Raw genomic sequence first — 22,403 nt, forward strand, 5'->3', positions numbered from 1 at the left:
TGTCCGTCACCCAGCGAACGCTGGGATCTCCGTCCCCAAGGGCGCGGGTGCGGGTTGAGATCCCAGCGTGCGCTGGGATGACGATGTAGGAACTGCGCTAGTAGATTCCGCCTTGTCTTTGCAAGAAATCGCTGTCGCGCGGTGCTTCGGCCTTCTTCACTGCGGTGGTGGCCTTCGCCGCGGTCGGGGTGGCATCGGAGCGTCGAGCGGCACGCCGCGGCTCGCTTTCGGGCTTGAACGCTTCCCAGATCACGGCGGGCTTGGGATCGTCGGTGTTCGGCCACGTGCCATAGACCGGACGGCCGCTCCCGCGATCGATCCGCACCATGCGAATACCCGGCGGCGCGCGGAACGGCAGCTTGGGCAGGCCTTCATACGCCTTGACCGCGAACTGCTTGAAGATCGGCGCGGCCAGCGTACCGCCCTGCGCGGCGCCACCCAAGTTCCGCGGCGTGTCGAAACCGATATACAGCCCGCCGACGAACTGCGGCGTGCCGCCGATGAACCACACGTCGGTCGGGCCATTGTTGGTCCCGGTCTTGCCGAACATCGGCCGATCGAGATCGCGGAGCGTCACCGCGGTGCCGCGCTGGACGACGCCCTCGGTGATATGGACCATCTGGTACGCCGTCATCGCGTTCAGCACCTGGCGCTGGCGCGTGATCGGGCGGGGCATCGGCTTGCCGTCCCAATCGGGCGCATTGCACCGATCGCAGGCGCGCCAGTTCTCCGGCCAGATCACCTTCCCGTGACGATCCTGGACGAAGTCGATCAGCGACGGCGGGCCGCCCTTGCCGTTGTTCGCGAGGATCGAATACGCGTTGACCATCCGCCCCACGGTCGTCTCTCCCGCGCCGAGCGCGAACGAGAGGTACGGGGAATAATCGCCGACGCCCATCTTCTTGATCGTCGCGACCACCTTCGGCATGCCGGTCTGCGCGGCGGTCCGCACGGTCATCAGGTTGCGGGACTGCTCGATACCCCAGCGCATCGTGTGCGGCCCGGCGCCGCGCGAATTGCCGAAGTTGCGGAAGCATTTCTGCCCGAGCCGCGCGCCCTGATAGACGCAGAACGGCCCGTCGACGATGATCGAGGCGGGCGTCATGCCGTTGTCGAGCGCGGCGGAATAGACGATCGGCTTGATGGTCGAGCCCGGCTGGCGCATCGCCTGAGTCGCGCGATTGAACGCCTGCAACCGGTCGTCGAACCCGCCCTGCATCGCCAGCACGCGACCCGATGCGGGCTCCTCGACGACGAACGCGCCCGAGACCTTCGGGATCGCCCGAAGCGCGAACTGGCCGCCTTCCGGCGCCACCGCGATGATGTCGCCGACCTCGATCGCGCCGAACGCGTTGCCGCCCTTGCCGCGCACCGCCATCTGTGCCGCATAGCGCGGCAGCGTGCCGGTCTTGCCGGTGCGGAAGCCCAGGCTCCAGGCATTGCCGTCCTTGCCCGTCACGATCGCCGCGACCCAATCGCGGTAATCGAGCGCGATATTGCTGTTGAGCAGCGGCTGGAGCCAGTTGTCGTCCTCGATCTCGACATGGCGGATGGGGCCGTTCCAGCCGCGCCCGCTGTCGAACCGCACCAGCCCGTCGCGCAACGCCTGCTGCGCCAGTTCCTGCAACCGGTTGTCGAACGACGTCCGCACCCACAGGCCGCCCGAATAGACGCTGTACGGACCGTCCTTCGCGTTCTCGCCGAACTTCGCCATCAACTGGCGACGGACTTCCTCGACGAAATACCCGCCGACGCTTTCGAACTTCGGCGTCCGGCGCAGCACCGCACCCAGCGGCTCCGCGTTCGCCTGGTCACGCTGCGCACGGGTAATGAAGCCGTTGTCGAGCATCCGGTTCAGCACATAGTTGCGCCGGATCATCGCGCGCTCGGTGTTGCGCACCGGATCGTAGTTCGACGGACCCTTGGGCAGGATCGCCAGATACGCCATCTGCGCGAGATCGAGCTGGTCGAGTTCCTTGTCGAAATACGCATGGCTCGCCGCCTCGACGCCGAACGCGTTACGCCCAAGCGCGATCTGGTTGAGGTACAGCTCCAGGATCTGCGGCTTGGTCAGCGTATCCTCGATCTTGTACGCGAGCACCGCCTCGCGAAGCTTGCGCGACGGCGAATAGGCGTTGCCGATCAACAGGTTCTTTGCGACCTGCTGCGTAATGGTGGAGCCACCCTTGGCACGCTTGCCGGTGCCGAGCTTGGTCACATAATCGTACACCGCGCCGGCGAGGCCGGGATAATCGACGCCGTGATGCTCGAAAAACGACTTGTCCTCGGCGGCGAGGAACGCCTTCACCAGCAGCGGCGGATATTCGGCATAGCTCAGTTCCACGCGCCGTTCGCGCGCGTAGGAGTGGATCGGCGCGCCATCGATCCCGCGGACGTTGGTCGGCAGCGGCGGCTCGTACGTGCGCAGCGTATCCACGGAAGGCAGGTCGCGCATGACCGCGAACCAGAACGCAAAGATCGCAACGACGCCGAGCACCACCAACGCGAGTGCCGCCTTGGTCCACCGACTCGCCCAGACGCGCGCGAACCCGCCGCGCAGCCGGTCTGAAGTGCGGCCTGTCGCCGTCGTCGAGTTGGGGGAGGGATCGGACGCCATGATTACTGCCGCAGCGTCTAGCAGGTTAGCGCGCGCTTGCCAGCCTCCGGTGCGATGGGGGGGCGGGGCGCCTGTCCGCACAATACTACGTGGTGCCGAGCCCGCCCCGCCCACCGCGCCGATAGTGCAACGCTTCCACCCCACTTCGTCACCCCGGGCTCGTTCCGGGGTCCACCGGTCCGCAAACTCCACGGCTGGCGAGTCCGCGGAACGGTGGATGCCGGAACGAGCCCGGCATGACGGAGGGGGGAAGAGGGACTCTACTGCTAAATAAAACGATGTAAGGTCGCCCAACCTAACAATCCTCCCCCGCCAGGGGGAGGTGGCACCGAAGGTGACGGAGGGGGAGGACACGGAACAGCGGTCGCCCTTTCCGCCCCCTCCGTCTGGCAAGCGCCAGCCACCTCCCCCTGGCGGGGGAGGATCGCAAAGTTCAGGCGCTCACCCCGGAACGACACGCACGCGCATGCACAAAGCCTGTCACCCAAACCCCCATTGTGGCAGCAGGCCCCGATGACCCCGCCGCCACTTCCGATCCTCACAATACTCCCCGACCTCCTCGCAACCCTGCGCGAGCGCACTTCGGCCGTCCTCGTAGCGCCCCCCGGTGCCGGCAAAACCACCGCAGTAGCTCCGGCCCTCCTCACCGAACCCTGGTGCACCGGCGAGATCCTGCTCCTCTCCCCACGCCGCCTCGCCGCCCGCGCCGCCGCCGAACGCATGGCGTCGACCGCAGGCGAGCCCGTCGGCGGCACGTTCGGCTACGCGACCCGCATGGACAGCAAGCGCTCCGCTGCCACCCGCGTCACGGTCATCACCGAAGGCATCTTCGTCGCCCGCATCCAGGCCGATCCCGAACTCGCCGGCGTTTCCGCAGTACTGTTCGACGAAGTCCACGAACGCAGCCTCGACGGCGATTTCGGCCTCGCGCTGGCGCTCGACGTGCAAGCAGGTTTCCGCCCCGACCTCCGTATCGTCGCGATGTCCGCAACGCTCGACGGCGCGCGGTTCGCAGCATTGATGGACGGCGCCCCGGTTATAGAAAGCGAAGGCCGCAGCTATCCGCTGACTCTCCGCCACATCGGCCGCCAAGCCGAGTTACGGATCGAGGACTCCGTTGCGTCCGCCATCCGCCGCGCGCTCGGCGAAGCGGACGGCGGCGTGCTCGCCTTCCTCCCGGGCGTCGCGGAGATCGAACGCACCGCCGACCGCCTCGCCAATTTGCCCGACGACATCGTGCTCCACGAACTCCACGGCAGCCTCGACCCCGCCGCCCAGCGCGCCGCGATCCTCCCCGAGCCCGACGGCCGCCGGAAAGTCGTGCTCGCTACCAGCATCGCGGAGACCAGCCTCACCCTCGACGGCATCCGCATCGTCATCGATTCGGGGTTGGCAAGGCGCCCCCGCTACGACCGCGCCGCCGGCATGACCCGCCTGGTCACCGAGCGCGCGAGCCAGGCCGCCGTCACCCAACGCGCCGGCCGCGCCGCGCGACTGGGGCCGGGCGTGGCGTATAGACTGTGGGAAGAAGCGGCGACCGCCGGCCTCCCGCGCTACGATCCGCCTGAAATCCTGGAGGCGGACCTCTCCGCGCTGGTGCTCGCCTGCGCCTTATGGGGCGTCGGCGACCCGCGAGACCTTCGCTGGATCGACCCACCCCCCGCGTCCGCGATCGACGAGGCGATGGCGCGCCTGACGACGCTCGAAGCAATCGAGGACGGTCGCCCGACGGCACACGGCCGAGCCATCGCCAAATTGCCGATGCCCCCAAGACTCGCGCACATGCTGCTGAGGGCAGGGGAGCGCGGCCTAGCGCCGGTGGCAGCCCAAATCGCAGTCCTGCTAGGCGAACGCGGCATCGGCGGACAGGACGTGGATCTGGAAACCCGCCTCCGCCGCTGGAAAACCGAGCGCGGACCAAAGGCTCAGGCGGCAAGAGCAATGGCGGATAGGTGGGCGAGACTTGCCCCCCCTCCCGCAAGCGGGAGGGGGCTGGGGGGTGGGCTCGCGCCATCCTCGTCGCGCGACGTCGAAACCGGGCGCCCAACCCCCAACCCCCTCCCGCAAGCGGGCGGGGGAGCAGAAGTGTGCGTCGCGCTCGGCTTTCCCGACCGCGTCGCACGCCGCCGCGATGCGTCCGGCGAAACCTGGGCTTCCGTCGGCGGCCGCGGCTTCAAGCTCGACCCGACCTCGCCGCTCGCCCGCTCCGAATGGCTCGCCGTCGCCGACACACAAGGCTCGGCCGCCGGCGCGCGCATCCTCTCTGCGGTAGCGATCGACCAAGGCACCGTCGAAACCCTCTTCGCAGACCGCATCGAATCCCGCCGCACCGTGACGTTCGACCCCACAACCGGCGGCATCCAAGCCCTCCGCGAACGCCGCCTCGGCGCGATCCGCCTCTCCAGCGGCCCCGATAGCGGCGCCGACCCCGACGCAATCCTCACCGCGCTCATCGAAGGCGTCCGAGAGCACGGCCTCGCGCTGCTGCCATGGAGCGACGGCGCCCAAGCCCTGCGGGACCGCGCCGCCTATGCCGGCGTACCGATCGACGACGCGACCCTGCTCGACCGCGCCGACGAATGGCTCGCCCCACTCCTGACCGGCAAACGCCGACTCGACACGATCGCCCCCGGCGCGCTCGCCGAAGCGCTCCGCAACCTGCTCGGCTGGGACGCGATGCAGACCATCAACCGCCTCGCGCCACCCGATTTCACCAGCCCCGCCGGCAGCACGCACGCGATCGACTACGCAGCCGAAGGCGGCCCCCGAGTCGAACTCCGCGTCCAGGCCCTGTTCGGCCTCGCCGTCCACCCTGTGATCGGCGAAGCCCGCGTGCCGCTGGTGCTGAGTCTCACATCCCCCGCCGGCCGCCCGATCCAGACGACGCGAGACCTGCCCGGTTTCTGGGCCGGCAGCTGGACCGCGGTCGCCAAGGAAATGCGCGGTCGCTACCCCAAGCATCCCTGGCCCGACGACCCCGCCGCGGCGTCCGCGACGCTGCGCACGAAAAAGGCGGATGCAAGGGCCGCCGGTTCGCGATAAGGGAGCATCCATGCCAACCGCCCGTATCTTCCAGCGCCCCAAGAACGCCATGCAGTCCGGCAAGCACCGGACCGACGCCTGGCAGCTCGAATTCGAACCCTCGGAGCCGAAACGCCCCGACCCGCTCACCGGCTGGGCCGGCAGCGGCGACACCCGCGACCAGGTGCGCCTGATGTTCCCGACCGCCGAAGCGGCGATCGCGCACTGCGAGCGCGAGGGCTTCGGCTACACCGTCGTCCCGGCGCCACAGAAGACGCTGAAGCTGCAGAGCTACGCGGACAATTTCAAGTAAGCGGGGCGCGGGCGCGGACCTGACCCCGCTTTCCTTTAGCTGACCACCTCCCGACCACCCCGTCATGCCGGGCCCTTCGGCTCCGCTCAGGAGAGCCTCGTTCCGGCATCCACCGTTCCGCACACTCGCCGACCGTAGATGACGCGGATCCGTGGACCCCGGAACAAGCCCGGGGTGACGGAGCGGCTGAGGACTGGGAAAACACCCATCGCCGCCTCCGGCGTCTCTCCCTCTCCCAACGGGGAGAGGGAAGGGGCCCGCGGCGACTTCGCCGTGGGAAGGGTGAGGGCAAGGGGTGAGCGCGCCACCAGCCCCTAAAGAATAGACCCCGCCAAAATCAGCAGCATCTTCGTATCGATGGCCACCCCAGCCGCGCGCTTCTCCGCCACGAACCCCGGCACGTCCGCCAGCGGCACCCGGTGCACGGTGATGTTCTCGTCACCATCCCCGCCACCATCGCCGACCTTCGTCAGCCCGGTCGCGCGCACCAGCGTGAAGCATTCCGACGTCATCCCCGGCGACGAATAGAACACCCCCAGATCCTCGATCGCGTCCGCGCGGTAGCCGGTCTCCTCCTCCAGCTCGCGCCCGGCCGCCACCGCGACGCTCTCGCCCGCGGTCTGGTCGCCGACCAACCCCGCCGGCAGTTCCAGGCACGCCCGCCCCAGCGGCACGCGGAACTGCTCCACCAAAATAACGTCGCCATCATCGATCGCGACGATCACCGCCGCCGCGATCTCACCTTGGCGAGCGGCGAACTCCCAAGTCCCCTCGGTCTGCACGGTCAGGAATTTGCCCGCCCATACGGTCTTGCTCATACCTCGATCAGCCTATCCGGAAGTTCGTTCACCGGCGCACCGGTCCGCGGGAAATGCTCCGCCAACACCGCGCCGATCTGCGCGACCGCGTCCGCCATCCCGTCGGCCGGGCGATCGTCGCGGACACCGGCCAGCACCGCCGCCATCGCCGCGCCCCAGGTCTCGTTCGGCACGCGCGAGTGGATCGCGTCGTCGGCGATGATCTCGGCACGGTGTTCGGCCAGCGACAGGTACAATAGCACGCCAGTCGCGCCCTTGGTGCGCTTCTCGGCACCGGCGCGGAACAACAGCAAAGCCCGCCGCCGAACGCGCCGCGCCTTGGTCGCACCCGGCGTCAGCGCCACCCGCACCGACGTCGCCGCCAACACCAGCCGCACCGCCAGAAACACCAAAGTCACCAGCACCAGCGCGACCACGTACAGCGCACCCTGCGGTGCCGACTGCCAGGGATCGACCAGCGCATAGATATGGTCCGCCGCGACCGGGTGGAACGCGAGCAGCGCCAGCGTCAGCAGCATCGCCAGCACTGCCCAATGCATAGACACGTCGTGATACGCATCCGACTGCCGCGCGACGATCGTGACGATCTCGCCGGTCGTCGCGGTCTCCGCCTGTGTCACCGCCGCCGTGACGCGGTTATGATCGGTTTCGCTCAACCGCATGTCACCAACTCCCCGATGCGCCGCCGCCGCCGCCGGATCCGCCGCCGCCGCCGCCGAAACCCCCGCCGCCCCAGCCGCCGCCGCCGCCGCTATCGCCGCCACCGCCGCCCCAGCTTCCGCCGCCTCCACCGCCACCACGTGTCATCGCATCGGCGATGCTCCACAGCACGATCGGCAAGGCACCGCTGCCACCGCCACGGCTCCCGCCATCGACATAATGCTTGCCGCCCGCACGCCGCGAGATCATCGGAATGACGATCGCTGCCAGCACGATCCCGAAAAAGATCAGCCCGATCGGCACGCCGCCGCCACCCGAATTGGCGCGGCGATGCGTCTTGTCGTACTCCGCCGCCGCTGCGGTCACCTTCGCGCGCGCCTCCGCATCGGGCAGCGCGAGCTGGTCCGCCACCGCGTTCGTCCCCGCGACGATCCCGCCGGGGATGTCGCCCGCCTTGAAGCGCGGCAGGACCTGCTGGTTGATCACCACGCTGGAGAACGCATCGGTCAGCACCGGCTCCAAGCCATAGCCGACCTCGATCCGCACCTTCCGGTCGTTCGGCGCCACCAGCAGGATCGCGCCGTTGTTCGCGTCCTTCAGCCCGACGCCCCAGCTCCGGATCAGCCGGTTGCCGTAATCCTCGATCGGAGAGCCCTCGAGATCGGGCACGGTCGCGACGACCAACTGGTTGCCGGTCGCCTTTTGCAGGTCGTCAAGCCGCTTGGTCAGCGCCGCTTCCTGGTCGGGCGGAATGACGTTCGCCGCATCGACGACGAAGCCGGTGAACTTGGGAAGCGTCTGCGCGCTCGCGGCGCTGCTACCCAGCAACACCGCGAACGCCAGCGTCAGGAGGTGGCGGAGCATAGCGCCCCGATCAGCTCGCGTTGCCGAAGTTCACCGTCGGCGCGGTCTCGGCGCCCGGCGTGGTCGCCGCGAACGGCACCATCGGCTTCGCGCCGTAAAAAATCTTCGCGCCGACCGCGTCGGGGAAGGTGCGGATCTTGGTGTTATACTCCTGCACCGCGCCGTTATAGTCGCGCCGCGCGATCGTGATGCGGTTCTCGGTGCCCTCCAGCTGGCTCATCAACGTGGTGTAGTTGCCCTGGCTCTTCAGCTCGGGATACGCTTCCTGCAAGCGTTGCAGCGATACGCCGACGGCACCCTGGACGCGCTGATACTGCGCCATCTTCGCCGGATCGGAGAGATCGGCGGCCGAAACCTGGACCGAGTTCGCAGCCGAGCGCGCCTGCGTCACCTCGACGAGGATATCCTTCTCCTGCGCGCCCGCCGCCTTCACGGTCGCGACGAGGTTGGGGATCAGGTCGGCGCGACGCTGATAGTTGTTCTGGACGTCGGCCCAGCGCGCCTTCGCGTTCTCCTCCGCAGTCGGCACGCTGTTGATCCCGCACCCGGCCAGCGCCGATGCGAGCAGGATCGCGGCGGTACCGCGGACGATTGGGGCACGTGACATCGGGGCTCTCCTGAATACCTGTGTCACCGTCATAGGACAGTCCGCGGGGTTGGCGAAACCGAAATCGGTGGCTAGCCTGAACGTCGAACAGCAGGGGGAGCGCGGATGCTCAAGGAATTTAAGGCCTTCATCATGCGCGGCAACGTGCTCGATCTCGCCATCGCGGTGATCATCGGTGCGGCGTTCGGCAAGATCGTCACGTCGCTGACCGACGACGTGCTGATGCCGGTGATCGGCAAGATCTTCGGCGGGCTCGATTTCTCCAGCTATTTCTGGCGGATGGGGGCGGTGCCGGCAAACTACGCGGGCTCGCTCAGCGATTATGCGGCGCTGAAGAAGGCGGGCGTCCCGTTGCTCGGCTATGGTGCGTTCGCGACGCAGCTGGTCAATTTCGTGATCGTCGCGTTCATCATCTTCATGATCCTGCGCGTCGTGAACCGGACTGCGGCGCTGATCGAGCGCGAGACGGCAAGGTTGAAGCGGGAAGAAGACGCGGTTGTCGTGGCTCCGGCGCCAGAACCGGTCGAGATCGCCCTACTCCGCGAGATCCGCGACGAACTGAAAGCGCGCGGGTGACGTACTTGTCCCTCTCCCCTGCGGGGAGAGGGAGGGAGGAGCCATAGGCGACGGAAGGGTGAGGGGCGTGAGGCTCCGGACGGGATCCCAACTCCCCCTCATCCGACGCTACCGCGCCACCTTCTCCCCGAGGGGAGAAGGAAAGTTTCACGCCGCGACCAAGTCCTCGGCGTTAGCATCCGCCAAACTCGTCCCATCCAAAATCCGCGCCGTCTCGTCTCGCACCCGCATCATCGCATAGCGGATCGCGCAATCCGCCTCGCTCTTGCAGTCGAGGCAAAGCCGGTACGCGGTCCGGCTCACGCACGGCACCAGCGCGAGCGGCCCCTCGATGATCCGGATGATCTCGCCCAGCGAAATCAGATGGCTAGGCCGCGACAGGCGATACCCGCCCATTTTCCCGCGATGGCTGTGCAGCAAACCGGACTCGCGCAGGTCGGCGAGGATCAGCTCGAGGAACTTGCGCGGCACGTTCGCCTCGGCGGCGATGCGCGTCATCGGGATGGGAGGGCCACCGACGGGAGCACCGCCAAGGAAGATCATCGCGCGAAGCGCGTAGCGGGAGCGCTGCGTCAACATAATGCAGGTTGCTATGCACGTGCTTTGTGGCGAGCGAAAGGCGGTTTGGCACGCTGTGTGCTAACCCTTTGGAAATTTATCCGGGAGAGGGCAGCCGCCGCCCCAGTCTTTTCATTTGACCGGGCTTTTCAGATCGATGCGGCCCCCCTATATCGGTCAAGCCGTCGGGGGAATCTTCTCTTGGCGGCTATGGCGATAAACCGTGGCGTGTCATAGACACAGCGGACCCGGGGGCAGTACCCGGCGACTCCACCACCGCCCTCTTCGCAAGAGGGGGACGATGACGGGGTCGAACTAGGATCGACGTGTGTTCAACGACGCTATGTTTCGCTCGGAATGGGACCACCGCAACGGCCCATACACAAGTGCCAACGATAACGAAGCACTCGCAATTGCCGCATAACTGACGGTCTAACGACCTAAGTTATACGGACGAAAGCGCGGTTCGGGCCACACCGGGCAACAGAAGTGGAAACCGGCGGTACGGGGGGCACCGAGCAACAGAAGCTCCCCACTATTCCCCAGTTGAATTGCGCTGTCCGTCCATCAACACGGTGTGCGCATACCGTGATGGCATCTGCACTGTCGCGCGCAGAGGAGGGATCGATCCTCTGCCGTCATGATCTTCGCCGGCCAGGCCGCTTTCAGGCCAAGACCGGCACCACGGGTTCGACGGTACGGGGAAGTCGTCCGTTGACCAGAAACGCGATGACGGCAGATCGTTCGACCAGCAGGACATGCGCGGCGTACGCGACGGCGGATCCCGCCGCGATCGCGATGACGAACTCCGCATAGGGGTTCCAGGCTACGCCCATGAGAACGATCTTGGTCGCCACGATGATTGGAAAGTGCAGGATGTAAATCGTGAAAGACGCCTCGGCGAGGCGGCTTACGAGTGGCGGTACGGCGCGTATTGCAACGGCGGACCGCAAGATGAGAACCGACGCCGCGGGCGGGCATGCGGACATCCCGATTATCTCCACCATATCACCGATCATCATCCGTCGCCCCGGATCTACCATCGCGCTGAGCCCTCCGAACCAGACCGCGTAAAGGCCGCACGTGGCGAGAAGGATGATCGCCGGCATATGGAACGAGACAGTCAACGTCCGATACAAATTCGGTGAACGCGCCAGCAGAAACCCCAGCAGATAGAACGGCGCGTAGCCCGTCATAAATGGGACCTGCGCCAGCGCCGATGCGTATGGCGAGCCACCATATCCCGCGAGCATCGTGCGTGTGAGCGTCATCAGCGTATAACAGGCGATCGCCGTGCCGAATAAAATGACCGTCTGTGCCCAGCGCCTGCCACCGGACCCGTCCTCGATGAGGAATTTGTCGATCGCGCTGATCAGACCCTGCCGGCGGTCGAGCTGATGGAGCGCATAGCTCAGGGGCGCATAGGCCAGCAGGGCAGCGAGAAACCACAAATGGTACCAGCTATGTGCCACGGGAAATGGCCAGCCCAGTCGATCCGGTGGATCACCGAACATCATGCCGATCAGCGGACAGATCACCAGCAAGCCGACCAATAAGGGTACGCCGATCTGCACGCTCCTCCGACCAAGCCACGTGAGGGGGGAAGGCCTGCGTGCCAGTGCATGGCCACAGAGAAGCCCGGATATCAGCATGAAACTGCCCATCCGGAAGGCATGCGATATCAGGGGTATCGCCCCGAGGATGGGAATATCCTCTAGGCCCATCACGGCGTGCAGTACGACGCCAGCAAGCATCAAAACGGCTCGCCAGAACGCCAGACCTTCGATCCTGCCGTCCGTGGAAGGCGTGATCGTGCTTACTTTTACGGCCGCGCTCGCTGTTATCGCCACGTGCCGGATCGGGCAGCGACCATCGCTCGGTCGCAGCCCGGGATCGGTGTGCGCCGAAGGACGGCATCCAGTGATGGCCGAATCGCAGCGGTCATCCGTGCGTAACCAGCCGCGTTCAGGTGAATGCCATCATCGACGTAGAAGTCCCCAGGCCGGTGGTTCGCCAGGAATAGCGGGACGATGTCGACGAAGGTCATCCCCGGCGTCTGCGCCGCAAGGGTACGCATCGCGGCGTTGACGGTGGTCTGCTCGGGAAGATTGCCCCACCGTGCCGGCGTTGGTTTCAAGGCGACGACGATCACCGGGATATCGCCCCAGCGGCGCGTTTTCAGGGCCAGGAACGCGCGCAGGTTTGCAATGTCGTCCGCCGCGCGGGCGCCGTTGGCGATATCGTTTTCTCCCGCGTAGAATACGATCGCGCGGGGACGGACTTCACGTGGCTCGTTGCGAGCCATCTGGATCAACTCGGGCATCATCGCCCCGTTGACGCCACGATTACGTACGGCCAGCGGTGCCATGTCGTCCGACAATGTTGCCCATTTATGGATCGTCGAACTGCCGATGAACCAGATGCTGCAGCGATCGACGAGGCCGCGGCCGGGCAATGTCGCGGATCCTGCGCGCATCGCGGCACGGGACTGCATGAATAGGATTGCGCCACCGAAGATGACCGCGAACACCGTCACGGCGAAAACGAACTTGCCTAACGACGCCCGCCAGGTCCCGACCCGGTCGGCGGCGGGAATGCCATTTATCCGCTGGTAGTCGATTTCGTCGTCGCCTCGCGCCACTGCGCCTCACCCGTTGTCAGGAGACCACGTCTAGGGGGTGAGAATGAGGTAAAGGTTAAGCGATGATCGTCTTGGTGAAGGCTGCCGTTTACCGATTCGGCATAGCTCCAAGATCAGTCGATATGCTCGTGCAGGATGCGGCTCAATTGCGCACCCGTGAACGGCTTGGCGATGAACCGAGCGGCGCCCGGCAAGGTCGTTGCTGAAATCTCGCCTGCGCCGGATGTCACAACAATCGAGATATCCGGGCGACGATCATGGACCGCCTTGGCCAAGCCGACGCCATCCAGGGCACCAGGCATTTTGATATCGGTGAACAGCGCGGCGATATCGGGCCGCTCTCCGAGCTTCACCAAGGCATCGGCGGCGTTGCTGGCTTCAACGACTTCGTAGCCGGCATCCTCCAGCGCGAGATGGGAATGGACCCGGACGAGGGCATTGTCATTGACGACGAGAATCACGGACTTCGAAATGGCGTTCATATCGGTTCGAACATCCAGCATGCCGCTCCGTTCCGATGTTAACCGTCTTCTCGGACCAGAACGCGGCAAAGCGAGCCTGACATGAAAAAGGGGCCCGGTTTCCCGAGCCCCTCCGTCATTTGCCGTTATGTGGCAAAGGCTTAGTCGCGATCGCCCGTCAGGAACGCCGGAGCGAACTCGGGGGCCTTGTCGCCGTCGGTGCGTGCAGCACGCTCGCCGCCGCCATTGCCGCCGCCGTCACGACGCGGACCACGGCCACCGCCGTTGCCGCCTGCGTCACGGCCGCCGTCGCCATCACGACGCGGACCACGCGAGCCACGATCGCCGCCGCCGCCTTCGCCGCGCGGACCACGACCGCCACCGCCGTTGCCGCCGCCATCACGACCACCATCGCCATCACGACGCGGAGGACGCGGACCACGGTCACCACCCTCGCGTGGCTCACGAGCAGGACGCGTGTCCTCCAGCTCTTCGCCGGTCGTCTGATCGACGACGCGCATGGACAGGCGCACCTTGCCGCGCGGATCGATCTCGAGGACCTTGACCTTGACGTCCTGGCCTTCGCTCAGCGCATCGCTGACCTTCTCGACGCGCTCGTTCTTGATTTCGGACACGTGGACGAGACCGTCCTTGCCACCCATGAAGTTCACGAACGCCCCGAAATCGACCAGGTTGACGACCTTGCCGTCATAGACCTTGCCGACTTCGGCTTCCTCGACGAGGCCCTTGATCCACTTGATCGCAGCTTCGATCTGCGCGGGGTCGGACGACGACACCTTGATCACGCCCTCGTCGTCGATGTCGACCTTGGCGCCGGTCTGCGCGACGATCTCGCGGATCACCTTGCCGCCAGTGCCGATGACTTCACGGATCTTCGACTTGTCGATCGTGAAGCTCTCGATCCGCGGTGCGTGGCTCGACAGTTCCTCACGCGTGTGGTCGAGCGCCTTGGCCATTTCGCCCAGGATGTGCGCGCGGCCTTCCTTGGCTTGCGCCAGTGCCTTGCCCATGATCTCTTCGGTGATGCCGGCGATCTTGATGTCCATCTGCATCGTGGTGATGCCCTCGGACGTGCCCGCAACCTTGAAGTCCATGTCGCCGAGGTGATCCTCGTCGCCGAGGATATCCGACAGAACCGCGAAGTTCTTGCCCTCGAGGATCAGGCCCATTGCGATGCCCGAAACCGGACGCTTCAGCGGAACGCCCGCATCCATCATGCTCAGCGAACCACCGCAGACCGTCGCCATCGACGACGAGCCGTTGCTCTCCGTGATGTCGCTGAGAACGCGGATCGTGTACGGGAACTCTTCCTTGGTCGGCAGCACCGGGTGCAGCGCGCGCCATGCGAGCTTGCCGTGGCCGACTTCGCGACGACCCGGCGCACCGAAGCGACCGACTTCACCAACCGAATAGGGAGGGAAGTTATAGTGCAGCATGAAGTTTTCGTAGCTGAGCCCGGTCAGGCCATCGATCATCTGCTCCGCGTCGCGCGTGCCGAGCGTGGTGGTGCAGATCGCCTGAGTCTCGCCGCGCGTGAACAGGGCCGAGCCATGCGTGCGTGGCAGGAAGTGGACCATCGCCTCGATCGGACGGATCTGCGTGGTGGTGCGGCCGTCGATGCGGGTGCCGTCCTTGAGGATGGCGCCGCGGACGATCTCCGCCTCCAGCTTCTTCATCAGCTTGCCGGCTGCCATCTGATCCTGCGGGGATGCATCGGCAAACGCCGCCTTGCCCTTCGCACGCGCAGCGTTCAGCAGGTCCGAACGCTTGGACTTGTCGGTCACCTTGTAGGCAGCCGCGATGTCCTTGCCGATCAGCTTCTTCAGCTTGTCCTTGGCGGTCGACAGGTCAGCCTGCTCGGCCATTTCCCAGGGATCCTTGGCAGCCATCTCGGCCAGATCGATGATCAGGTTGGCGGCTTCGCGGCAGGCCTTGTGGGCGAACTGCACGGCGCCGAGCATGATCTCTTCCGAAAGCTCCTTGGCTTCCGATTCGACCATCATCACGGCCTGGCCGGTGGCGGCGACGACGAGGTCGAGATCGCCAGCCTTGGCTTCTTCCAGCGTCGGGTTGAGGATGTACGCGCCATCGACGTAACCGACGCGTGCTGCGCCGATCGGACCCATGAACGGCACGCCCGAGATCGTCAGCGCAGCCGACGCCGCGACCATCGCGAGGACGTCCGGCTCGTTCTCGCCGTCATACGACAGAACCTGGCAGATCACGTTGATCTCGTTGTAGAAACCCTCGGGGAAGAGGGGACGGATCGGGCGATCGATGAGACGGCTGGTCAGCGTCTCCTTCTCGGTCGCGCCGCGCTCACGCTTGAAGAAGCCACCGGGGATCCGGCCGCTCGCGGAGAACTTTTCCTGGTAATGGACGGTGAGCGGGAAGAAATCCTGCCCTTCCTTGACGGTCCGTGCAGCCGTCACGGCGCACAGAACGACGGTCTCGCCGAGGGTGGCGAGGACTGCGCCGTTTGCCTGGCGCGCAACGCGGCCGGTTTCTAGCGTCAGCGTCTTGCCGCCCCACTGGGCGCTTACGGTCTTGGTATCGAACATTCTTTTTCCTTCACTCCGGTCGCCAGATGCGAACGGGGCCTATGTGCGGGCTTAGCCGGCCCGCGGCGGTGTGGAGCGAGTTGTCGCTCCTTGCCAGTCCACCGGATTGTGGTCTGGCGTTTGCCTCCGCGCGGGTGCGCGGAATCAAAGTCGTATATAGCAAAACGGCCCCCCGAAGGGAGCCGTTCACGTTACTTGCGGAGACCGAGCTTCGCGATCAGATCCAGGTAGCGCTGGCCGTCCTTGTGACGGAGATAATCCAGCAGCGTCCGGCGCTTGTTGACCATCATGAGAAGGCCACGACGCGAGTGGTTGTCCTTCTTATGGGCCTTGAAATGCTCGGTCAGGTTCTTGATGCGCTCGGTCAGGATCGAAACCTGGACTTCCGGCGAACCGGTATCGCCCTCGGCGCGCGAATGCTCCTTGACGAGTTCGGTCTTGCGTTCAGCGGTAATCGTCATGAATTCATGTCCTCGACATCACATATTGAAACCGCGAACGACCCGGACGTCTCCGTCCTCGACCTCGACCAGCGCGACCGGGACAGCGTCCAGCTCGGCAAAGTATTGGCCATCGTCTGCGGCGATCCCGGCCAAGATACGCCCCTGTCGGAGCGCCCCTGCCTGGTCGGGGGTGAGGGAGAGAGCCGGGATGTCGTCCAGCGCCACCCTCAAGGGCAGAAGTACATCTTCAAGCGCGGAGGCCTTAGCGAGTTCGTCCAGTTTGTCCAGCGATATCGCGGAATTGAGGTCGAACGGGCCAGCCTTGGTACGGCGCAACATGGTGACGTGGCCGACAGTGCCGAGGGCGATCGCGATGTCCCGCGCGAGGGAGCGGATATAGGTGCCCTTCGACACATGCGCGGTAAGCGTGACCTCATCGAGGGGCGAGTGGGGCAGGGAGCTATCCCCCCCCACTCCGTCACCCCGGACTTGTTCCGGGGTCCACTCTTCCGCATGCTCCAGAGTTCGTGGAACGGTGGACCCCGGAACAAGTCCGGGGTGACGGAGAAGCGAATAAATCGTCACATCCCGACTAGCCAGCACCACCTCAACCCCCGCCCGAGCCAGATCATAAGCCCGCTCCCCATCCACCTTCAGCGCCGAATAGGCGGGCGGCACCTGAGAAATCGGCCCGGTAAACTGCGCCAGAACCGCCTCCGCCGCCGCCAAAGTCGGCCGCACATCGGACGTCGCGATGCTAACCCCCTCAGCGTCCAGCGTATCCGTCTGCACCCCGAACAGCACCGTAAAATCATAGATCTTGTCGCTATCGAGCATCCGCCCGGCCAGCTTGGTCGCCTCCCCAACAGCGATCGGCAGCACGCCAGTTGCCAGAGGATCGAGAGTCCCCCCATGCCCCACCTTGAACTTCCCATACCCGCCGCTCCGCAACGCACGCTTCACCGCCGAAACGCCCTGCGTCGACCCCAGCCCCAGCGGCTTGTCGAGAATGATCCAGCCATGCATGCGCGTAAGTCCTAGATTAACAAGTGAGTGGCTGGCTTGGTCCAACCAGCCGCGTGACGGCCCTACCTCCGTCACCCCAGCGAAAGCTGGGGTATCTCACGGGGCAGATGATGCCTGCCAAATACCGAGATCCCAGCTTTCGCTGGGATGACGGTGGGGGGTGGCGAAGCGGGGGCACTTCCGACGCGAAACGCTACCCCAAAGCCTCACAAAAATGCCGCCGGCAAAGCGCGACATACCGGTCGTTCCCGCCAATCTCCGTCTGCCGCCCCTCGGCAATCGCCCGCCCGCTATCGTCGACTCGCAGGTTCATCGTAGCCTTACGCCCACACCCGCACACCGACTTGATCTCGACCAGCGAGTCCGCCAGCGCCAGCAACCGCGCCGACCCCGGAAACAGCGCCCCCTGGAAATCGGTCCGCAACCCGTACGCCAGCACCGGTATCCCGACCACGTCACAGATATGCGCGAGCTGATCGACCTGCGCGGACGTCAAGAATTGCGCCTCATCCACCAGCACGCAAGAAATCGGATCCTCGCCGTGCTGCTGAACCACGCAAGCCCCAATGTCTGTGGCAGAGTCGAACGCGATCGCCGGCGCCTCCAACCCGATCCGCGACGTGATCGTCCCCGCCGCGAACCGATCGTCGATTGCGGCTGTAAACAGCATCGTCCGCATCCCCCGCTCACGGTAATTGAAGTCCGCCTGCAACAGGTTCGTCGACTTCCCCGCGTTCATCGACGCGTAGTAGAAATACAGCTTGGCCATGGGAGGCAAAGAGCTGGAACGTGGAGCGATGTCCAGCGCCGTTTGTCACGCGCTACCCCATCACCCGTTCGTCACCACCCGTTCGTCCTGAGTAGCTGCTGAGCTTGTCGAAGCGGCGTATCGAAGGACAGGTTGGAATGCGGAACCTGTGCTTCGATACGAGCCCTCGATACGCTTCTTCGAAGCTACTCGGTCTCTACTCAGCACGAACGGGGAGAGGGGAGGCGGGGGTGGCCTCGCTCGATCGACCGTAAAGTCCGAACTGCAAGCGGAGCGCTCGCAGTCCAGGAGAATCAATCCTCGGTAAGATCCCGCGCGACATGCGGATCGCGCAGCAGCGTATCAATGTGCGTGCCCTCGTCGAAGCTCTCGTCCGCGAGGAACTTGAGCTTGGCAGCATACCGCATCTGCACCCGGTTCGCGACTTCGCGCTGGAGATAGGCGGTGTTGGTGCGCAGCGCCTTCAGCACCTTTTCCTCGTCCTTGCCGAGCAACGGCTTCACGAAGACGGTGGCGTGGCGGAGATCCGGCGACATGCGAACCTCGGTGATCGTCACGAGGTGTTTTTCGAGCACCGGATCATGCACGTCGCCGCGCGCGAGGATGTCGGACAGCGCATGACGCGCCTGTTCGCCGACTCGCAAGCTGCGGACGGCTTTTGCTTCTGGGGTATCTGTTTTCATTCTTCTAACTCCCTCGCCCCTCCGGGGAGAGGGTGGGGGTGAGGGGCGGCCACGAACGCTATCGCGCGGTACTGCCCCTCACCCAACCCTCTCCCCGCAGGGGAGAGGGGTCTCGGCCTCAAAGCGTGCGTTCGCGCATCTCGACTTCGAACGTCTCGAGGACGTCGCCGGCCTTGATGTCGACGAAGTTCGACGTGAACGTCACGCCGCACTCCAGCCCCGCACGGACCTCGGCGACATCATCCTTGAAGCGACGCAGCGATGCGATTTCGCCCTGGTAGATGATGACGTCGTTACGCGTGATGCGTGCCTTGAGCGCCTTGCGGATATTGCCCTCGGTGACGAGCAGACCCGCCGCCTTGCCGTGCTTGCCCGCCGAGAAGACCTCGCGGATATCGGCACGACCGACGACCGTCTCGAACGCTTCCGGCCCAAGCTCGCCTGCCATCCCCGCCCGGATCTCGTCGATCAGGTCGTAGATCACGTCGTAATACTTGAACGCGACCTTCTGGCGCTCGGCGATCTCGCGTGCCTTGGCATTCGGACGGACGTTGAAGCCGATGATCGGTGCACCCGAAGCCGCCGCCAACGTGACGTCCGACTCGGTGATGCCGCCAACGCCCGAGCTCAGCACGCGCGCCTTAATCAGATCGGTGGAGATCTTGTTGATCGCCCCGACGATCGCCTCGACCGTACCCTGCGTATCCGCCTTCACGACCAGCGGATATTCGATCGCCTGCTTTTCCTTCAGCGCCGAGAACATGCTTTCGAGGCTGGCAGGAACCGAAGCCGTCCGCTTGTCGGTCTTCACGCTGCGACGATATTCCGCGACTTCGCGGGCCCGTGCCTCGTTCTCGACCACCTGGAACGGATCGCCCGCCTGCGGAACACCCGACAGACCGAGGACCTCGACCGGCATCGCTGGCCCTGCTTCCTTGATCTGCTTGCCCTTGTCGTCGACCAGCGCACGGACCTTGCCGCTCTCGCCACCGACCACGAAGATGTCGCCGACCCGCAGCGTACCGCGGTTAACGAGGATCGTCGCAACCGGGCCACGACCCTTGTCGAGCTTGGCCTCGATCACCGTACCCTCGGCCGCGCGATCCGGATTGGCGCGCAGTTCGAGCAGTTCGGCCTGGAGCTGGATCTTCTCGATCAACGCATCGAGACCGATCTTCTTGGTCGCGGAGACTTCGACGTCCTGGACGTCGCCGCCCATGTCCTCGACCACGATCTCCTCGCTCAGCAGGCGCTCGCGCACCTTCTGGGCATTGGCGCCTTCCTTGTCGATCTTGTTGATCGCGACGATCATCGGCACGCCAGCCGCCTTGGTGTGGGCGATCGCCTCCACCGTCTGCGGCATCAGGCCGTCGTCCGCCGCCACCACCAGGATGACGATGTCGGTGACGTCCGCGCCACGCGCACGCATCTGCGTGAACGCCTCATGGCCCGGGGTGTCGAGGAAGGTGATCTTCGACTTGTCCTTCAGCGTAACCTGATACGCGCCGATATGCTGGGTGATGCCACCCGCTTCGCCGCGCACCACGTCGGTGCCGCGCAGGGCATCGAGCAGCGACGTCTTGCCGTGATCGACGTGACCCATGATCGTGACGACGGGGGCACGCGGCTTCAGCGTCTCCTCGGCATCGTCGATCGTGTCGTTGGCCAGATCCTGGTCGACATCGCTGACGCGCGTCAGGTTGTGGCCGAACTCGGTGACGAGCAACTCGGCGGTATCCTGGTCGATCGTCTGCGTCATCGTGACGGGCATGCCCATCTTGAACAGCGCCTTGACGAGGTCGGCACCCTTCTCGGCCATGCGGTTGGCGAGCTCCTGGACGGTGATCGCCTCTGGGACGACGACGTCGCGGATCTGCTTGGCCTGCGCCTCGCGCGGACCACCGGTGCCACGACGCTCCTTCTCGCGCGCACGCTTCAGTGCAGCAAGCGAGCGCGCGCGCGCACCATCACCATCGCCGAGCGCGCGGTTGACGGTGAGCTTGCCCGAGGTGCGACGATCGTCGCCCTTGCGGTCACGCTGCTGCGGACGGGCAGGCACCGCATCGCGACGCACGCCACCGGCCGGAGCGTTCGCACCAGTCGCGCCAGGACGCGCGGCGGTCGTGCCGGCGTTGCCCGTCGTTGCCGGCGCTGCGGCAGCGGGTGCTGCGACAGGCTTTGGCGGCGGCGGAGGACGCTCGGGCCGGGCGACCGGCGAGAACCGGCGTGGTGCCGGGAACGCCGGATCGCGGGTCAGCTCCAGAATGGGCGGCGGTGCCGGCGGTGCGACAGGGGCCGGCGCAGGCTTGGGAGCCGGTGCAGGAGCCGCGGCGACCGGAGCAGGCGCAGGCTTTGGTGCAGCGACCGGAGCGGGGGCAGGCGCCGCAGCAACGGGCGCTTCGACCGGAGTCGGCGCAGGCGCTGGCGTCGGTGCAGCAACCTTGGGTGCCGCGACCGCAGCGGGAGCCGCTTCGACCACCGGAGCAGGTGCGGGCGCAACCTCGACCGGCTTCGGCGCCTTGGCTTCCGCCTCGGCACGCGCACGCTCAGCAACGCGGTTACGCTCGTCTTCGATCGCCTTGGCACGCTCGGCCTCCTGGCGACGACGCCCTTCCTCCAGCGTGTTCATGCGCTGCTCTTCGGCCTCGCGGAGCAGCTTGGCCTGGCGCTCCTGCGGCGACAGATTGCTCTGCTGCTGACGCACGGGGGCGGGCGCAGGCTGCGGTGCGCGCGCCTGCGGGGCAGGGGCTGCGGGGGCCGCCGCCGGGGCGGGCGCGGCAACCGGGGCGTCCGCAACCTGCACGTCGGGCTCGCCCGGACGGCGCAGGACGCGCGCACGCTTGGTTTCCACGATCACCGTATTCGATCGGCCGTGGCTGAAGCTCTGCTTCACCTGGCCGGTCTCGACCGTGCGCTTCACACCCAAAGGTGCGCGCATGCCAAGTTTCGGCTTCTCGTTGTCCGTGTCGCTCACTCAAATTCCTCAGTCATGTCCACGGCCGGGCGTTGTCCGGTCGATCCGGACGCCCCTATATTTTGTGACGCCGATGCGCCCTGCGAGGCCGTTTCGCAAGACACGGAAGAAGGTTCGGAGCCGATAAAATGCAGCCAGCGGTCGAGCGCTTCGCTCACCCGCTTTGCTGCAGCGCGGTCTGTCAGGCCGATGTGTACCACATTTTCCCGTCCCAGCGCCAACGCCAATATGGTGCGCGACACCGGGAGTGCCAACCCCCGCAAACCCGAGCCTTCGACATCGTTGCCGATGCGCCACGCCTGATCGAGCTTGCGGTTGCCATCCTCGGCCGCATCCGACGCGTGATACAGCGTCTTCAGCTTGCCCTGACGTGCGTTCTGCTCGATCCGGTCGGACCCGATCAGCACCGTGCCGGAACGCGATTCAAGCCCCAGCCGATCGAGCGCGTTACGCTCCAGCGCGGCCTCGATCTTGGCTGGAAGCTCGGGCGCGATGGTAAACTCGCCGGTCTTGAACGCGCGGGAAAGCGCGCCCTTGAGCTTGCCCTTCTTGATCGCGGCCTCAAGCTCGATTCGCGTGACACCGATCCAGGCGCCGCGGCCCGGAGCCTTGGCGCGAACGTCGGGAAGGATCTGCCCATCGGGCGACAACGCGAGTCGCACCAAGTGCGGCCGCACATCGCGCTCGCCGGAAAGGATGCACTTGCGAATGGGTTCGTCGGTCATGCGGCGATCCCTTCGGTACGCGGACGGGTGGATGCCGGAACAAGCCCAGCATGACAGAATACTTC

Annotated in this window: 19 protein-coding genes and 1 other RNA gene; 4 read left to right on the plus strand and 16 right to left on the minus strand. The window is 65.8% G+C overall.

The window, feature by feature from the left end; genetic code table 11:
- Nucleotides 1–97 precede the first annotated feature (97 nt).
- Entirely contained in the window at nt 98–2,617 is a 2,520-nt protein-coding gene (locus AC1MLZ_RS14990) for a penicillin-binding protein 1A (RefSeq protein ID WP_480959167.1), read from the minus strand.
- 513 nt (nt 2,618–3,130) lie between these two features.
- Here AC1MLZ_RS14990 and hrpB point away from each other — a divergent pair.
- Nucleotides 3,131–5,659 carry an ATP-dependent helicase HrpB gene (hrpB, locus tag AC1MLZ_RS14995; protein ID WP_480959168.1) on the plus strand — a complete coding sequence of 843 codons (2,529 nt, stop codon included), beginning with the start codon at nt 3,131–3,133 and terminating at the stop codon, nt 5,657–5,659.
- Nucleotides 5,660–5,669: 10 nt separating this feature from the next.
- Nucleotides 5,670–5,951, plus strand: coding sequence for an ETC complex I subunit (locus tag AC1MLZ_RS15000; protein ID WP_480959169.1), 282 nt, complete (start codon nt 5,670–5,672; stop codon nt 5,949–5,951).
- A 314-nt stretch (nt 5,952–6,265) separates the two neighbouring features.
- Here the strand turns inward: AC1MLZ_RS15000 and AC1MLZ_RS15005 are convergent, their stop codons facing one another.
- From AC1MLZ_RS15005 to AC1MLZ_RS15020, 4 genes are read right to left on the minus strand one after another with little or no spacing between them, the layout of a single operon-like run.
- Nucleotides 6,266–6,769 carry an NUDIX hydrolase gene (locus AC1MLZ_RS15005; protein WP_480959170.1) on the minus strand — a complete coding sequence of 168 codons (504 nt, stop codon included), beginning with the start codon at nt 6,767–6,769 and terminating at the stop codon, nt 6,266–6,268.
- The gene (locus AC1MLZ_RS15010) at nt 6,766–7,431 is read right to left on the minus strand and encodes a TPM domain-containing protein (RefSeq protein ID WP_480959171.1); all 666 of its coding nucleotides are present in this window, start codon (nt 7,429–7,431) and stop codon (nt 6,766–6,768) included. Before AC1MLZ_RS15010 ends, AC1MLZ_RS15005 begins: the two co-directional genes overlap by 4 nt.
- Before the next feature lies 1 nt (nt 7,432).
- Entirely contained in the window at nt 7,433–8,293 is an 861-nt protein-coding gene (locus tag AC1MLZ_RS15015) for a TPM domain-containing protein (RefSeq protein WP_480959172.1), read from the minus strand.
- Nucleotides 8,294–8,303: 10 nt separating this feature from the next.
- The gene (locus tag AC1MLZ_RS15020) at nt 8,304–8,900 is read right to left on the minus strand and encodes a LemA family protein (RefSeq protein ID WP_480959173.1); all 597 of its coding nucleotides are present in this window, start codon (nt 8,898–8,900) and stop codon (nt 8,304–8,306) included.
- Between the two features lie 105 nt (nt 8,901–9,005).
- Between AC1MLZ_RS15020 and mscL the strand changes: the two genes are divergently transcribed.
- Complete coding sequence (mscL, locus tag AC1MLZ_RS15025) at nt 9,006–9,476, plus strand: large conductance mechanosensitive channel protein MscL (protein ID WP_480959174.1); 471 nt, start codon at nt 9,006–9,008, stop codon at nt 9,474–9,476.
- Between the two features lie 147 nt (nt 9,477–9,623).
- Here the strand turns inward: mscL and AC1MLZ_RS15030 are convergent, their stop codons facing one another.
- Nucleotides 9,624–10,055 carry an RrF2 family transcriptional regulator gene (locus tag AC1MLZ_RS15030; RefSeq protein WP_480959175.1) on the minus strand — a complete coding sequence of 144 codons (432 nt, stop codon included), beginning with the start codon at nt 10,053–10,055 and terminating at the stop codon, nt 9,624–9,626.
- A gap of 121 nt (nt 10,056–10,176) precedes the next feature.
- Between AC1MLZ_RS15030 and ssrA the strand changes: the two genes are divergently transcribed.
- Nucleotides 10,177–10,532: a transfer-messenger RNA gene (ssrA, locus tag AC1MLZ_RS15035) on the plus strand.
- A 167-nt stretch (nt 10,533–10,699) separates the two neighbouring features.
- Here the strand turns inward: ssrA and AC1MLZ_RS15040 are convergent.
- The 10 genes from AC1MLZ_RS15040 to AC1MLZ_RS15085 all read right to left on the minus strand — a co-directional run bounded on the left by AC1MLZ_RS15040 (nt 10,700) and on the right by AC1MLZ_RS15085 (nt 22,338).
- Nucleotides 10,700–11,884: an acyltransferase family protein gene (locus AC1MLZ_RS15040; RefSeq protein ID WP_480959176.1), complete on the minus strand. Its 1,185-nt coding sequence runs from the start codon at nt 11,882–11,884 to the stop codon at nt 10,700–10,702.
- The gene (locus tag AC1MLZ_RS15045) at nt 11,875–12,675 is read right to left on the minus strand and encodes a GDSL-type esterase/lipase family protein (protein WP_480959177.1); all 801 of its coding nucleotides are present in this window, start codon (nt 12,673–12,675) and stop codon (nt 11,875–11,877) included. The genes AC1MLZ_RS15040 and AC1MLZ_RS15045 overlap by 10 nt, the downstream gene beginning before the upstream one ends.
- Before the next feature lie 113 nt (nt 12,676–12,788).
- Nucleotides 12,789–13,178: a response regulator gene (locus tag AC1MLZ_RS15050; RefSeq protein ID WP_480959178.1), complete on the minus strand. Its 390-nt coding sequence runs from the start codon at nt 13,176–13,178 to the stop codon at nt 12,789–12,791.
- Between the two features lie 119 nt (nt 13,179–13,297).
- Nucleotides 13,298–15,718, minus strand: a complete 2,421-nt coding sequence (gene pnp, locus AC1MLZ_RS15055; protein WP_480959179.1) for a polyribonucleotide nucleotidyltransferase — start codon at nt 15,716–15,718, stop codon at nt 13,298–13,300.
- Between the two features lie 191 nt (nt 15,719–15,909).
- Nucleotides 15,910–16,179: a 30S ribosomal protein S15 gene (rpsO, locus tag AC1MLZ_RS15060; protein WP_307089093.1), complete on the minus strand. Its 270-nt coding sequence runs from the start codon at nt 16,177–16,179 to the stop codon at nt 15,910–15,912.
- Nucleotides 16,180–16,197: 18 nt separating this feature from the next.
- Nucleotides 16,198–17,187: a tRNA pseudouridine(55) synthase TruB gene (gene truB, locus AC1MLZ_RS15065; protein ID WP_480959180.1), complete on the minus strand. Its 990-nt coding sequence runs from the start codon at nt 17,185–17,187 to the stop codon at nt 16,198–16,200.
- A gap of 193 nt (nt 17,188–17,380) precedes the next feature.
- On the minus strand, nt 17,381–17,956 hold the full coding sequence (locus AC1MLZ_RS15070; RefSeq protein ID WP_480959181.1) for a thymidine kinase: 576 nt from the start codon (nt 17,954–17,956) through the stop codon (nt 17,381–17,383).
- Nucleotides 17,957–18,249: 293 nt separating this feature from the next.
- Nucleotides 18,250–18,639: a 30S ribosome-binding factor RbfA gene (gene rbfA / locus AC1MLZ_RS15075; protein ID WP_302675837.1), complete on the minus strand. Its 390-nt coding sequence runs from the start codon at nt 18,637–18,639 to the stop codon at nt 18,250–18,252.
- A 118-nt stretch (nt 18,640–18,757) separates the two neighbouring features.
- Nucleotides 18,758–21,613, minus strand: a complete 2,856-nt coding sequence (gene infB / locus AC1MLZ_RS15080) for a translation initiation factor IF-2 (RefSeq protein ID WP_480959182.1) — start codon at nt 21,611–21,613, stop codon at nt 18,758–18,760.
- Entirely contained in the window at nt 21,610–22,338 is a 729-nt protein-coding gene (locus tag AC1MLZ_RS15085; RefSeq protein ID WP_480959183.1) for a DUF448 domain-containing protein, read from the minus strand. Before AC1MLZ_RS15085 ends, infB begins: the two co-directional genes overlap by 4 nt.
- Between the last annotated feature and the right edge of the window lie 65 nt (nt 22,339–22,403).

Source organism: Sphingomonas sp. PEI4 (assembly GCF_056679955.1).